Genomic DNA, 12626 nt, shown 5'->3' with positions numbered 1-12626 from the left:
CTGAGGCGGGTGGGCGGAGCGTCAGGAAGGAAGCGCTGTGTCTGACGCGAAACTGAAATTGGCGATCATCGGTGCGGGCCGCATGGGCATCACGCACCAGGCGATCCTCAACACCCATCCGGAAGTCGAGATCGTCGCGATCGCCGACCCCTCGGCGTTGATCAACAAATTGCTTTCGAAATATGCCGGGGTCCGCACCTACAAGGATTATCGGACGCTTCTCGACGGCGAGCAGCTGGATGCAGTGCTGCTCTGCACCCCGCCGGCGGCCAATGACGAGGTGCTGCGCGAGTTGCATGCGCGGCGCCTTCACGCCTTCGTCGAGAAACCCTTCGCATTGTCCGCCGAAGGTGGCGCGGAGCTGGCCCGGTTGTTCGACGAGGCCGGGCTGGTCAACCAGGTCGGCTATGTGAACCGCTTCAACGACATGTTCGTTCGTGCCCATGATTTGATCCGCGCGGGCCTGCTGGGCAAGCCGCTGCGTTTCCGCAGCGAGATGTACAGCCGTACCATCATCGACGAGCAAGGCGAGGAGGGGTGGCGCGCGACCCACGCCAGCGGCGGCGGCGCGATGTACGAGATGGCGAGCCATGCGATCGACTTGATCAACTTCCTGTTCGGTCGGCCGGACCGGGTTGCCGGCACCTGCCTGACCAAGGTCTGGTCGAAGCAGGTCGAGGATATCGTCGCCGGAAACTATTTCTACCGTTCGGGGCTCACCGGTTCGATCAACATCAACTGGAGCGACCCGAGCTACAGGAAACCCACCAACAAGATCGAGCTGTTCGGCACCACCGGCAAGCTGCTCGCAGACCAGCATGGCATGAAGATATTCCTCACCGCACCCGCGCCGGATCATAGCCTCGAAGCAGGCTGGAACCAGCTCTACATCACCGACGTCTTCAGCAGCGTTCCCTTCTATCTCCGCGGCATCGAGTTCACCGCGCAACTCCAACATTTCATCGAGTGCATTCGCGGACGCGCCCAGATGCGCTGCACCTTCGCGGACGGTGCGGCGGTGCTGGCGGTGATCGACGACATGTTCCGCGACGCCGCCGCATTCGACCCGGCTTTCGATGGGGTGCCGGCATGAACCGCATCGATCCCATCGTCTTCGGCGACAACCAGTTCTTCGGCATCAACCACATGTCGCAGGAAAAGGCGCAGGAGCAGGCCGAACGCTTCGCGGATATCGACGCGATCTTCGGCGTCTACGACCAGGCCTTCGACGCCGGCATCCGCGCCGTGATGTTGAACAGCAACGAACGGGCCGTGGCGATCTGCGACCGCTTCCGGTCGCGAAAGTCGGAATATCCGGCAATCGCCTGGTATCCGTCGATCCCCTATCCCCACAAATATGCGAGTCTCGTTGCGGAAAAGGGCATGGTCGGGGCCCTCAACGCGATGCTCTTCGCCGCGGGCACGGGATCCGCGCTGGGCAAGATCGCACGCGGCGGCATGGCATTGGCGACGCTCGACGCGGTGCGGCTGATGAAGCTGCTGGTCGATCAGGAAATGGGAATGTTCCGTGGGCTCGACATCCGTGTCGTGTTTCTCCAGAACATCGTCACCGATCTGATGCTGGGCTACGACCAGGCCGAGATATTGGGCGAATATTGCGCCTATGTGCGCAAGGCCTATGGAGCGCTGCCGGGCCTTATCACGCAGAATATGCCGCTGCTTCGCCGCAAGCTGATCGAATGGGGACTGCGCGACGTCGTGATCTGCTCGTCGATCAACAAGATCGGCTATCTGATGTCGCCCGATGTCGATGCCTATGTCGATGCCCTCGCGCAGAATGACGGCGACGCCTATCCGATGATGGCGATGTCGACCTTGGCCTCGGGTGCGATCCCCGCGCCGGAAGCCTATGAATTCGTCAACCGCCTGGGCATTCAGTCCGTGGTGTTCGGCGCTTCCTCGAGGAAGAATATCGATCAGACCGTGACGTTGATAGGGAAGTAGCATGGCGTTGATCCTGATCACGGGCGGCGCCGGCTTCATCGGCTCCCGGCTCGCGCTGCGGCTGATCGCGCAGGGCCATGCCGTTCGCGTGGTCGATACGCTTTCCCCGCAGGTTCATGGCGATCGGCCCGAACGGTCGGATCTTTACCGCTCGATCGCGGGGAAGGTCGATTTCGCTCGCGCCAGCGTGACCGACCGCGGGGCGATGGCGGCGGCGTTGGCGGATGTCGATGCGGTCGTCCACCTCGCCGCGGAAACCGGAACCGGCCAGTCGATGTACCAGATCGAGCATTATAGCGCGGTCAATATCGGTGGCACCGCGCTGCTGCTCGATATTCTCGCCAATGCGCGCCACCGGGTGAAGCGCTTCGTCGTCGCCTCTTCGCGGTCGGTCTATGGCGAGGGCAAATATCTGTCGGCCGAACTGGGCATCGTCTATCCCGGTTCGCGCAGCGCCGCCGCCATGGAAGCGGGCGACTTCGCGGTCCATTATCCGGGTGCCGTAGCGCCGCTCGAGCTGCTCGCGACCGATGAAGGGTCGAAGCTCCATCCTTCCTCGGTCTACGGCATCACCAAGCAGGTGCAGGAACAGATGGTGATGACCGTCTGTCCGACGATAGGCATCGAGCCGGTCGCCTTCCGCTATCAGAATGTCTTCGGGCCCGGGCAGTCCCTGACCAATCCCTATACCGGCATACTTTCGATCTTCTCGACCCTGATCCTCAACGGCCAGCCGATCAACATCTTCGAGGACGGGGAAGAAAGCCGCGACTTCGTCTTCGTCGACGATGTCGTGCGCGCGACGACGCTGGGGATCGAGCACCCCGGCGCGGCGGGCGGCGTGTTCAATGTCGGTACCGGCGTGCCGACCAGCGTCCTTGCCGTAGCGGAGACGCTGGGTCGCCACCTCGGTCGGCCCGTCGACAGCAGCATCAGCGGCAATTTCCGCCTGGGCGACATCCGCCACAATTACGCCTGCACCGCGCATATCCGCGACAGGCTGGGCTTCTCGCCCGACTGGGACTTCGATCGTGGAATAGAGGCGTTCGCGCGATGGGTGCTGCAATCCTCGCCCGTGGCGAGCACCTATGAGGAATCGCTGGCGGAGATGCGCGCGAAGGGCCTGCTCAAATAGCCTGCGTGCGGCATCTGCAACGCGCTTCGAAAGATGGCTGACAAAGAGAAAGCCGCACCCATCCGGGCGCGGCTTTCTGTCTTGGACGGTGGAGAAGGTCAGATCTTGTTGATCGCGCCCTTCACGTCACCCTTGGCTTTCTGGAGATCGCCCTTGGCTTCCTGGGCGTCTCCTTCGGCGCGAATGTCGGGCCGGTCGGTAGCGTCGCCCACGGCGCGCTTCGCCTTGCCGATCGCTTCATTGGCGTGGCCCTTGGCCTTGTCGAGCATCTCACCCATCGTAAATCTCCTTCGTCATGGTCGAAGATAGAACGGATGAAGTGTTAAAAAGGTCCGATAAGCTTTTGAAGTTATTCGTATCCGTAACGATCTTCAGGCGTTGGTCATCGTTCGCCTGAAGTAGAGCGCCTGGCCGATCGCGGCCTTGATCGTCGACGGTTGAAACGGCTTGGTGATCAGGAAGGCGGGCTCCGGGCGCTCCCCGGTCAGCAGCCGTTCGGGATAGGCGGTGATGAAGATCACCGGCAGGCTGAACTCCTGCAATATCTCCTGCACCGCCTCGATGCCTGAACTCTCGTCGGCCAGCCGGATATCCGCGAGGACCAGGCCCGGCCGCATGGCCCGGGCGGTGGCGACGGCTTCCTCGTGGGTGACGGCGATGTCGGTCACCCGGTGGCCGAGATCTGTCACCAGCTGTTCGAGGTCCATCGCTATCATCGGTTCGTCCTCGATGATCAGGACGTCGATCGGCGGCTGTCGTTCGATCTCGCTACAGGCCTCGGCGGCGAGCCGTTCGACCTCGTTGCGATCGCATCCCATCAGATAGCCGGCGTCCTCCGGCGTGAAACCCTCCATCTCGGTCAGCAGCAGGGCCTGGCGCGGTCGCGAGTCGATGGAAGCGAGGCCCTCTGATTCGCGGTGCAGGTCGCGTTCGCGCTTGAGGTCCCATTGTCCCATCAACGCGGCATAGAGGCCCATCCGCAGGTCGACGTCGCGCGGGAAGCGACCGGGATCGGCGACGATCGTTTCCAGCGCCGTCCGGACCAGCGCGTCGCCGATGCGTTGCGATCCGGCGAGCGCGCGCGCGTAGCGGCGAAGGAACGGCAGATGAGGGGCGAGATCCTTGCCGAGGGTCACGATGGTGCGGCTCCTTTGGAATGTGCTGAAACGAACGCGGCGCCGGTGCGATGGTTGCACCGGCGCCGCCTATGGGACGGTCGGAACGGGATCAGCTTCCGCCGTCCGGTGTTCGAGGTTCGGAGCTCGAAGGAACGGCGGCGCTTCCCCCGACCGTGGCTTTGCCGTTGGCCGTGGTCGCGATATCGCGATGCGACTTGCGCGTTGCCCGCTTCAGATCGGTGCCGGCTTGCTCCGTCTGCGCGTCCGCTTGCGCGTCGACGACCGCACCGGTGCCGGGGGTCTGGACGTTCGCGCCGGCCGAAACCTGGCTGCCGCCGCCTCCCGCGCTCGCTCCGAGCGCGCCGCCGACCTGTGCCGATGCGGTGGTGGCCATGAGGATGAGGGCGATCGTTGCGCCTCCCGCGAAAATGCTCTTCATGTCATTCTCCTCTCGGCTGCCCGCCTCGCTGGGCAACGCATGGACATCGCAATCGATCCTGCCGCAGGCGTTCAGGCCGCGACCGATTCGGCTTCGGCCGGATAGACCCCAATCAGCACCTGGTCGAAATGATCGCGGATACGCTCGTTGCAGTCGCAGGCGGTGGCATGGAGCTGCTCGACGTCGAGGATCACGATGCGCCGGCGACGCGAGGTGAGGATGCCCTTCAGGCCCAGCTGGCGGAGCGAGCGGTTGATGAAGCTGCGTCCGACTCCGAGCATCTCGCCCAATTGCTCCTGGGTGATGACGATCTCATCGCGACGGATGCGGTCGCGCGTGGCGAGCAACCAGCGTGACAGGCGCTGCGCGATGGTATGCGAGGCATTGCACGCCGCTGACTGGAACAGTTGCGCGACCAGGCAGTCGGCATAGCGCGACATCCAGTGGGCAATGTTGGGCGATTGTTGCCGCGCCTGCGCCAGCGCCGAGAGCGGCAAGCGCAGAAAGCGGCCGCCGAACTGGACATGAGCCCGGGCATAGGCGGGGAGGCGGCCCGAGGAAACCAGGCCACACACCGCGCCCTCGCGGCCGATCAGCGCCGCATCGACGAGATGGTTGGCATCGGCGGCAACTACGAAGGATGCGGCGGCATCGCCGAGCGGAAACCAGGAATAGCGAACGTCGACGCCGGCCTCCTGGAGGATCTTGCCCGGTGCGAATTCATGAAGGGTGCAGGACGGTAGCAACAGATCCAGATCGTCGGGCTTGAGAGCGCCAAGCAAACGGTTCTGCACAGCGGTTTCGCGTTCGATCATACTCAACTCCACTGGTCGAATATGAAACGTTGCACCTCCGTACTTGTTCACTCGAACACGTACGGGTCATGAAAAAAATCGGCCGCCGAAACGAAAAGCTAGATTCCGTCGTGACTTAGTTAAGGGTGAAAATCGAGGCCAGGATATGGATATCAGGCGCTGGCGCCCGGCGCGGCGCTGGACATCGGATGATCGGGGAAGCTCCCGGGGCTGTCGGCGTCGCGCGCCTCGGCGATCGCGCGCAGGATCGATGCCTGGTCGAAGGGCTTCCTGACATGACCCAGCGAGAAACGGGCGGCATCGCCGATCTGTTCGGGGTTGGCGGTGACGAACACCACCCTTGCGCCGTAGCGGCGGGCGATTTCGGTTCCGATCGCGGGACCCGTCGCACCGTCGCGCAGGTTTATGTCGACCAGCGCGAGCGAGCAGGCCGGGGCCAGTTCCAGCGCGGTTTCGGTATCGGGTGCTATGCCGACGACCTCATGCCCGGCCGATGCCAGGATATGTTCCAGGTCGAGCGCGACGATCATCTCGTCCTCGACCACAAGAATATGTTCCATGATACGCAACTGCTCCAACCCCGTGGCCGGTCAGAACGCGGAGCGCCGCATCGGGTTCCCCGATGGGCCGATCAGGGCCCTTCGCCGAGCAGGCGCGCGCGCTGGTGGTGGACAAGGGACGACAGCCATTCGACGAACAAAGCGTTGCGCGGCAGATGGCGGCTGTCCTGATGGGTGACGAGCCAGAAGGACCGGGTGATCGCGAGATCGGGCAGGACCTGGACGAGGCTCTGGTCGCGATCGCCGATAAAGCAGGGTAGCACGCCGATCCCCGCGCCGGCGGCGATCATCCGATATTGTGCGTTGATCGAGGAGGAGCGCAGCCGCGCATCGATCGCCGGGCCCAGTTCGTCGAGATAGTTGAGCTCGGGCGAATAGAGCAGGTCGGGGATATAGCCGATCATACGGTGCGCCGACAGGTCGGCGCGCGTCGCGATCGGCGGATGCTGCTCCAGATAACCCGTGGCGGCATAGAGGCGCAGCCGATAGTCGGTCAGCTTCTTGGTGATCAACGGTCCGCGCTGGGGACGGGCGAGCAGGATCGCGACGTCGGCCTCCCGGCGCGACGGGTCGAGGAAACCGCTGTTCGCGGCCAGGTCGATCGTCAGGAGGGGGTGGGCGGTCGCGAACTCGCCGAGATGATGGGCCACCAGCCAGGTGCCGAAGCCTTCCGAGGCGCTGACCCGCAGGCGGCCGCGCACGTCCTCGCCGATCGCCTGGTCGCCGCCCGCAGCGATGGCATCGGCTTCGCGCTCGATCGTCTCGACGCGCCCGAGCAGGCGGCGCCCGGCATCGGTCAGGACATGGCCCTCGCGGCCCTGCACGAACAGCGTCTGCCCGCCCAGGCTGGTTTCCAGCCGACGGATGCGGCGGCCGACCGTCGTCGCATCGACGTCGAGTTGGCGGGCCGCGTTGGTCAGCAGGCCGGTTCGGGCGAGCGACAGGAAAAATTGTAGGTCATCCCAGTGCATCGGCTGCATTATTGCAGGCCAAGGCTGCATTGCAAGGCCTTGCCAGCGCGCTGGCAGGGGTCGATGGGTCGCGGCGACACGCAGGAGATGCAGATCATGGCGACCCAGGTGCGAGAGATTTCCCACTTTTTCGCGGACGGCTCGACGAGCCCCGCTACCCGTTTCAGCGACGTGTTCGATCCCAACAACGGCAGCGTCCAGGCTCGCGTCCCGCTCGGTGCGCAGGCCGAACTCGACAAGGCGGTCGCCCTCGCGAACGCGGCGCAGCCGGCCTGGGCCTCGACCAACCCGCAGCGTCGCGCCCGGGTGATGTTCAAGTTCAAGGAACTGGTCGAGAAGAACATGGAGGAGCTGGCGCATCTGCTCTCCTCCGAACATGGCAAGGTGATCGCCGACTCCAAGGGCGACATCCAGCGCGGGCTCGAAGTGATCGAGTTCGCTTGCGGCATCCCGCACGTCCTGAAGGGCGAGTTCACGATCGGCGCGGGGCCCGGCATCGACGTCTATTCGATGCGGCAGCCGCTCGGCATCGTCGCGGGCATCACCCCGTTCAACTTCCCGGCGATGATCCCGATGTGGATGTTCGGCGTCGCGATCGCGGTCGGCAACGCCTTCATCCTCAAGCCGTCTGAGCGCGATCCGTCGGTGCCGGTGCGGCTCGCCGAGCTGATGAAGGAAGCGGGGCTCCCCGACGGCATCCTCCAGGTCGTCCATGGCGACAAGGTGATGGTCGATGCGCTGCTCGACCATCCCGACGTGAAGGCGATAAGCTTCGTCGGCTCGTCCGACATCGCCCATTATGTCTACCAGCGCGGCGTCGCCGCCGGCAAGCGCGTCCAGGCGATGGGCGGTGCCAAGAACCACGGCATCGTCATGCCTGACGCCGATCTGGACCAGGTCGTAAACGATCTGGCGGGCGCGGCCTTCGGGTCGGCGGGCGAGCGCTGCATGGCGCTGCCGGTCGTCGTGCCGGTCGGCCAGGACACCGCCGATCGCCTGCGCGCCAAGCTGATCCCGGCGATCGAGGCGCTGCGGGTCGGGGTGTCGACCGACAAGGAGGCGCATTACGGCCCGGTCGTCACCGCCGCGCACAAGGCGAAGATCGAAAGCTACATCCAGATGGGCGTCGACGAGGGCGCCGAACTGGTCGTCGATGGGCGGGGCTTTGCGCTGCAGGGGCACGAGAAGGGCTTTTTCGTCGGCCCGACGCTGTTCGACCACGTCAAGCCGTCGATGCAGAGCTACCAGGAGGAGATCTTCGGCCCGGTGCTCCAGATCGTCCGCGCCGCCAATTTCGAGGAGGCGGTCGCGCTGCCCAGCCAGCATCAATATGGCAATGGCGTCGCGATCTTCACCCGTAATGGCCACGCAGCGCGCGAGTTCGCGGCCCGCGTGAACGTCGGCATGGTCGGCATCAACGTGCCGATCCCGGTGCCGGTCGCCTATCACACCTTCGGTGGCTGGAAGCGCTCGGCCTTTGGCGACACCAACCAGCACGGCATGGAAGGCGTCAAGTTCTTCACGAAGGTCAAGACAGTGACGCAGCGCTGGCCCGACGGTGGCGGCACCGGCGACAGCGCCTTCGTCATCCCGACCATGGGGTGATCTGAAAAAGCCTTGGCCCGGACCTCCGTTTCTGGAACGGGTGGCCGGGCCAAAAGCTGTTGGGAGCGGATCCAGGGACCATGACCGATCAGTTCGAACTGACTGAGGACCAGCGCGCGATCCAGGAGATGGCGCAGAAGTTCACCGCCGATGCGATCACCCCGCACGCGGCCGAATGGGACGAGAAGCACATCTTCCCACGCGAGACGATCGAGGCCGCGGCCGCGCTCGGCTTCGGCGGCATCTACGTGTCGGAAGAGTCGGGCGGGATCGGTCTCGGCCGACTCGAGGCCGCTTTGATCATGGAAGCGATGGCCTATGGCTGCCCCTCCACCTCGGCCTTCATATCGATCCACAACATGGCCGCCTGGATGATCGACCGCTTCGGTTCGGCCGATCTCAAGCAACGCTATTTGCCCGACCTGGTCGCCGGCCGGCGCATGGGATCCTACTGCCTGACCGAGCCCGGCTCGGGTTCGGATGCGGCGGCGCTGAAGACCAAGGCGGTGCTTGATGGCGATCATTATGTCGTCACCGGCTCGAAGGCCTTCATCTCGGGCGGCGGCGAAAATGAGGTCTATGTCGTCATGGTCCGTACCGGTGCGGACGGCCCCAAGGGCATCTCCTGCCTCGTCGTCGACAAGGATATGCCCGGCGTGAGTTTCGGCGCGCAGGAGAAGAAGCTGGGCTGGCATTCGCAGCCGACCGCGCAGGTCAATTTCGACGGGGTGCGCGTCCCTGCCGCCAACCGGGTCGGCGCGGAGGGCGAGGGCTTCCGCATCGCGATGATGGGGCTTGACGGCGGCCGCCTCAACATTGGCGCCTGCTCGCTCGGCGGCGCCCAGCGCTGCCTCGACGAATCGATCGCCTACACCAAGGAGCGCAAGCAGTTCGGCCAGCCGATTGCGGACTTCCAGTCGATCCAGTTCACCCTTGCCGACATGGAGACCGAGCTGCAGGCAGCCAGGATGCTGCTCTATACCGCCGCTGCCAAGGTGACGGCGAACGCGCCCGACAAGACACGCTTCGCGGCGATGGCCAAGCGCTTCGCGACCGATACCGGTTCCTCGGTCGTCGATCGCGCGCTTCAGCTCCATGGCGGCTATGGCTATCTGCAGGATTATCCAATCGAACGATTCTGGCGCGATTTGCGCGTCCATCGGATCCTCGAAGGCACCAACGAGATCATGCGTGTGATCACCAGCCGGGAGCTGTTGCGCCAATGAAGAGTGAAACGGCATTCGCCTCGGGGACCGACGAGGTCCTGATCTTCGTCGAGGGGCGGACCGGCCGCATCCGGCTCAACCGGCCCAAGGCGCTCCATGCGCTGACCCACCCGATCTGCACTGCGATGATCGAGGCGCTCAGCGCATGGGCGGCGGACGACGCGGTCGACCTCGTCATGATCGATCATAGCGAAGGCAGGGGTTTTTGCGCGGGCGGCGACATCCGTCACATCGCCGAAAGCGCCAAGGGCGACGGATCGGAAGCGCGGGCATTCTTCCATGAGGAATATCGCCTCAACCATCTGCTCTTCACCTATGCCAAGCCGACGGTCGCCTTCATGGATGGCATCACCATGGGCGGCGGCGTTGGCATCTCGCAGCCCTGCTCGATCCGGATCGTCACCGAGCGGACGATGTATGCGATGCCGGAAACGGGTATCGGCCTGTTCACCGACGTAGGCGGCGGCCGCTATCTGTCGCGCATGCCGGGGCGCACCGGTCAATATATCGGGTTGACCGGCGCCCGGCTCAACGGCGCCGAATGCCTCGCGCTGGCGCTGGGCACGCATTATGTCCAGAGCGACGGCGTCGAGGCGTTGAAGGCCGCGATCCTCGGCAATCCCGGCGCGATCGATGCCGCGCTGCGTAGCGCTGTCTCGGTGGTGCCGCCCGCGCCGATCCTCGACCGGCGGGCAGATATCGACCGGCTGTTCGCCTCGGACCGCTATGAGAACATCATCGCGGCGCTGGCTGCCGATGGCGGCGAATGGGCGCTCGCGACGCTCAAGACGCTGGAGACCAAGTCGCCCCAGGCGTGCAAGGTCGTGCTCCGGCTACTCGCCGAGTCCGCGCGGATCGAAGACTTTGCCGATGAGATGGCGATGGAATATGCGGTCGTCGTGCACGTCATCGAACGGCCCGACATCGTCGAAGGGGTTCGCGCCCTGATCGTCGACAAGGACAATGCGCCGCGCTGGAATCCGCCGACCGCGGCGGGCGTCGGCGATGCCGAGATCGATGCCATCTTCGCACCGCTTCCGCCGGCCGAGGCCTGGTCGCCTCTGCCCAACGCCTGAAAGGTCGCACATGTCCTACGAAACCATCCTCGTCGAAACCCAGGGTCCGGTCACGGTCATCCGGCTGAACCGGCCGCAGGTGCTCAACGCGCTCAACACCCAGGTGCTCGCCGATCTCATCGCGGCCTTCCGCGCCTATGACGCCGATCCCGAACAGCGCTGTGCGATCCTGACCGGCAGCGAGAAGGCATTCGCGGCGGGCGCGGACATCAAGCAGATGCAGGAGAAGGGCTATGCCGAGATGTTCGGCGAGGACTTCTTTGCCGACTGGAGCAAGGTCACCGCGACCCGCAAGCCGTGGATTGCGGCGGTCGCCGGTTTCGCGCTCGGCGGCGGTTGTGAGTTGGCGATGATGGCCGACATCATGATCGCCGCGGACAACGCCAAGTTCGGCCAGCCCGAGATCAAGCTGGGCGTCTGCCCCGGCATGGGCGGCTCGCAGCGCCTGACCATCGCCGTCGGCAAGTCCAAGGCGATGGACATGTGTCTGACCGGCCGGATGATGGACGCGCATGAGGCCGAACGCGCCAATCTGTGCAGCAAGGTCGTGCCGCTCGCCGACCTGATGGACGAGGCGATGAAGATGGCGCAGGCGATCGCCGCTATGCCGCCGCTCGCCGCCATCGCCAACAAGGAGGCGGTAAACGCCGCGTTCGAGACGGGCCTGCATCACGGCCTGCTGTTCGAGCGGCGGACCTTCAACGGCCTCTGCGCCACCCAGGACAAGGCAGAGGGCATGACGGCGTTCGTCGAGAAGCGCGCCGGCGTCTGGAAAGGAAAATAAGCATCATGGCGACGATCGGTTTCATCGGGCTCGGCAACATGGGCGGCGGCATGGCCGCGAACCTGGCCGCCAAGGGGCATGACGTCCGCGCCTTCGACCTTTCGAAGGACGCGCTCGACCGTGCGGTGGCGGCGGGTTGCGTCGCCGCTCCCTCGGCGACGGAAGCCGTCAAGGACGCCGAGTTCGTCGTCACCATGCTGCCGGCCGGGCAGCATGTCCGTGCGGTCTACGAGAATGACGTGTTTGGATCGGTGCCGGCATCGGCGCTGCTGATGGACTGCTCGACGATCGACGTCGGCTCGGCCCGCGCCGTCAACGCCGCCGCCGCAGCCAAGGGGCTGGCGATGGTCGACGCGCCGGTCTCGGGCGGCATCGCGGCGGCGAACGGCGGCACGCTGACCTTCATGGTCGGCGGCAGCGCCGAGCATTTCGCTCGTGCCGAGCCGGTGCTGGCGCTGATGGGCAAGGCGGTGATCCATGCCGGCGGGGCCGGATCGGGCCAGTCGGCGAAGATCGTCAACAACATGATCCTCGGCGCGACGATGGTCGCGACGTGCGAGGCCTTCGCGTTGGCGACCAAGCTCGGCCTCGACCTCCAGACCTTCTACGACATCTCGTCCAAGGCGAGCGGCCAGAGCTGGTCGATGACCAGCTATTGCCCGGTTCCCGGCGTCGGTCCGCAGAGCCCGGCCGACAACGATTATGACGGCGGCTTCGCAGCCGGGCTCATGCTCAAGGACCTCAAGCTCGCGGTCGAAGCGGCGCAGGGCGTCGGAGCCAGCGTGCCGATGGGCGGCGCGGCCGAGCATCTCTACCAGGCCTTCGCCAATCTCGGCGGCGGGGGGAAGGATTTCTCGGCGATCATCAAGCTGCTCGACGGCAGCTTCAAGGCATAAAGCCTATGCGTCATGCCAGCGCAGGCTGGCATCTCG

The 12626-nt window shown here is 65.0% G+C and carries 14 protein-coding genes; 8 read left to right on the top strand and 6 right to left on the bottom strand.

The window, feature by feature from the left end:
* Window positions 1-37 precede the first annotated feature (37 nt).
* From ASE22_RS01225 to ASE22_RS01215, 3 genes are read left to right on the top strand one after another with little or no spacing between them, the layout of a single operon-like run.
* Window positions 38-1093 carry a Gfo/Idh/MocA family protein gene (locus ASE22_RS01225; RefSeq protein WP_156397435.1) on the top strand — a complete coding sequence of 352 codons (1056 nt, stop codon included), beginning with the start codon at window positions 38-40 and terminating at the stop codon, window positions 1091-1093.
* A complete protein-coding gene (locus tag ASE22_RS01220) occupies window positions 1090-1965 on the top strand; it encodes a hypothetical protein (RefSeq protein ID WP_056353858.1) in 876 nt (291 codons plus the stop codon). The genes ASE22_RS01225 and ASE22_RS01220 overlap by 4 nt, the downstream gene beginning before the upstream one ends.
* A gap of 1 nt (window position 1966) precedes the next feature.
* Complete coding sequence (locus ASE22_RS01215; RefSeq protein ID WP_056353855.1) at window positions 1967-3100, top strand: NAD-dependent epimerase/dehydratase family protein; 1134 nt, start codon at window positions 1967-1969, stop codon at window positions 3098-3100.
* Window positions 3101-3198: 98 nt separating this feature from the next.
* Here the strand turns inward: ASE22_RS01215 and ASE22_RS01210 are convergent, their stop codons facing one another.
* The 6 genes from ASE22_RS01210 to ASE22_RS01185 all read right to left on the bottom strand — a co-directional run bounded on the left by ASE22_RS01210 (window position 3199) and on the right by ASE22_RS01185 (window position 7033).
* On the bottom strand, window positions 3199-3378 hold the full coding sequence (locus tag ASE22_RS01210) for a CsbD family protein (protein WP_056353852.1): 180 nt from the start codon (window positions 3376-3378) through the stop codon (window positions 3199-3201).
* Window positions 3379-3471: 93 nt separating this feature from the next.
* Window positions 3472-4236 carry a response regulator gene (locus ASE22_RS01205; RefSeq protein WP_056353849.1) on the bottom strand — a complete coding sequence of 255 codons (765 nt, stop codon included), beginning with the start codon at window positions 4234-4236 and terminating at the stop codon, window positions 3472-3474.
* A gap of 91 nt (window positions 4237-4327) precedes the next feature.
* On the bottom strand, window positions 4328-4657 hold the full coding sequence (locus ASE22_RS01200) for a hypothetical protein (protein ID WP_056550256.1): 330 nt from the start codon (window positions 4655-4657) through the stop codon (window positions 4328-4330).
* Window positions 4658-4728: 71 nt separating this feature from the next.
* Complete coding sequence (locus ASE22_RS01195; RefSeq protein WP_235536183.1) at window positions 4729-5523, bottom strand: Crp/Fnr family transcriptional regulator; 795 nt, start codon at window positions 5521-5523, stop codon at window positions 4729-4731.
* A gap of 101 nt (window positions 5524-5624) precedes the next feature.
* Complete coding sequence (locus tag ASE22_RS01190; protein ID WP_056353841.1) at window positions 5625-6032, bottom strand: response regulator; 408 nt, start codon at window positions 6030-6032, stop codon at window positions 5625-5627.
* A gap of 71 nt (window positions 6033-6103) precedes the next feature.
* On the bottom strand, window positions 6104-7033 hold the full coding sequence (locus tag ASE22_RS01185; RefSeq protein WP_056353839.1) for a LysR family transcriptional regulator: 930 nt from the start codon (window positions 7031-7033) through the stop codon (window positions 6104-6106).
* Between the two features lie 66 nt (window positions 7034-7099).
* Between ASE22_RS01185 and ASE22_RS01180 the strand changes: the two genes are divergently transcribed.
* The 5 genes from ASE22_RS01180 (at window position 7100) to mmsB (ending at window position 12590) form a co-directional block, all read left to right on the top strand.
* Window positions 7100-8608 carry a CoA-acylating methylmalonate-semialdehyde dehydrogenase gene (locus tag ASE22_RS01180; RefSeq protein WP_235536204.1) on the top strand — a complete coding sequence of 503 codons (1509 nt, stop codon included), beginning with the start codon at window positions 7100-7102 and terminating at the stop codon, window positions 8606-8608.
* Between the two features lie 80 nt (window positions 8609-8688).
* Window positions 8689-9834 (top strand): acyl-CoA dehydrogenase family protein, encoded by a 1146-nt coding sequence (locus ASE22_RS01175; protein WP_056353835.1) that lies wholly within the window; start codon window positions 8689-8691, stop codon window positions 9832-9834.
* Window positions 9831-10910 (top strand): enoyl-CoA hydratase/isomerase family protein, encoded by a 1080-nt coding sequence (locus tag ASE22_RS01170; RefSeq protein WP_056353834.1) that lies wholly within the window; start codon window positions 9831-9833, stop codon window positions 10908-10910. The genes ASE22_RS01175 and ASE22_RS01170 overlap by 4 nt, the downstream gene beginning before the upstream one ends.
* A 10-nt stretch (window positions 10911-10920) precedes the next feature.
* Window positions 10921-11694 (top strand): enoyl-CoA hydratase-related protein, encoded by a 774-nt coding sequence (locus ASE22_RS01165; RefSeq protein ID WP_056353831.1) that lies wholly within the window; start codon window positions 10921-10923, stop codon window positions 11692-11694.
* Between the two features lie 5 nt (window positions 11695-11699).
* A complete protein-coding gene (gene mmsB / locus ASE22_RS01160) occupies window positions 11700-12590 on the top strand; it encodes a 3-hydroxyisobutyrate dehydrogenase (protein ID WP_056353829.1) in 891 nt (296 codons plus the stop codon).
* The last annotated feature ends 36 nt before the right edge of the window (window positions 12591-12626 follow it).

The sequence above is a fragment of the Sphingomonas sp. Root720 genome (assembly GCF_001428605.1).
In the GTDB taxonomy this organism is placed as follows: domain Bacteria; phylum Pseudomonadota; class Alphaproteobacteria; order Sphingomonadales; family Sphingomonadaceae; genus Rhizorhabdus.
Note: the sequence above shows the minus strand (reverse complement) of the source record. Positions and strands in the feature narration are given on the sequence as shown.

Bases quoted from the DNA above. Each gene is read 5' to 3' on its own strand.
- ASE22_RS01210 (WP_056353852.1), bottom strand. From the start codon at position 3,378: ATGGGTGAGATGCTCGACAAGGCCAAGGGCCACGCCAATGAAGCGATC.
- ASE22_RS01180 (WP_235536204.1), top strand. From the start codon at position 7,100: ATGGCGACCCAGGTGCGAGAGATTTCCCACTTTTTCGCGGACGGCTCG.
- ASE22_RS01200 (WP_056550256.1), bottom strand. From the start codon at position 4,657: ATGAAGAGCATTTTCGCGGGAGGCGCAACGATCGCCCTCATCCTCATG.
- ASE22_RS01165 (WP_056353831.1), top strand. From the start codon at position 10,921: ATGTCCTACGAAACCATCCTCGTCGAAACCCAGGGTCCGGTCACGGTC.
- mmsB (WP_056353829.1), top strand. From the start codon at position 11,700: ATGGCGACGATCGGTTTCATCGGGCTCGGCAACATGGGCGGCGGCATG.
- ASE22_RS01175 (WP_056353835.1), top strand. From the start codon at position 8,689: ATGACCGATCAGTTCGAACTGACTGAGGACCAGCGCGCGATCCAGGAG.
- ASE22_RS01185 (WP_056353839.1), bottom strand. From the start codon at position 7,033: ATGCAGCCTTGGCCTGCAATAATGCAGCCGATGCACTGGGATGACCTA.
- ASE22_RS01220 (WP_056353858.1), top strand. From the start codon at position 1,090: ATGAACCGCATCGATCCCATCGTCTTCGGCGACAACCAGTTCTTCGGC.
- ASE22_RS01215 (WP_056353855.1), top strand. From the start codon at position 1,967: ATGGCGTTGATCCTGATCACGGGCGGCGCCGGCTTCATCGGCTCCCGG.
- ASE22_RS01170 (WP_056353834.1), top strand. From the start codon at position 9,831: ATGAAGAGTGAAACGGCATTCGCCTCGGGGACCGACGAGGTCCTGATC.
- ASE22_RS01190 (WP_056353841.1), bottom strand. From the start codon at position 6,032: ATGGAACATATTCTTGTGGTCGAGGACGAGATGATCGTCGCGCTCGAC.